The organism is Pseudomonas sp. E45-MNA-CIBAN-0222, assembly GCF_040310405.1.
Classification (GTDB): Bacteria; Pseudomonadota; Gammaproteobacteria; order Pseudomonadales; family Pseudomonadaceae; genus Stutzerimonas; species Stutzerimonas stutzeri_AC.
Genome location: NZ_JBEOPU010000159.1, coordinates 1 through 258, shown reverse-complemented (window position 1 = coordinate 258; position 258 = coordinate 1). Strand labels below are relative to the sequence as shown.

At 64.3% G+C, this 258-nt stretch carries 1 pseudogene; it reads left to right on the top strand.

The features are described from left to right. Positions 1-258: pseudogene (locus tag AAEZ08_RS23160) on the top strand (chemotaxis protein); the annotation flags it as partial.

Here is a 258-nt window from a genome sequence, read left to right as displayed (position 1 = left end):
ACCTGGTGGCAACTATCAACCTCACCGCCGGCCAGGTCGCCGGCGCGGTGCAGGACACCCAGGCCACCGCCATGCACCTGGCCCAAGCCTCGGAGCACCAGGCCCAGCAGATCGCCGAAGCTTCCACGGCGATCAATCAGATGGCCCAGTCCATTGATCAAGTATCGGCCAACGCCGCCGAATCCTCGGCCGTGGCAGAGCGCTCGGTGGAAATCGCCAACAAGGGCAACGAGGTGGTGCACAACACCATCCATGGCA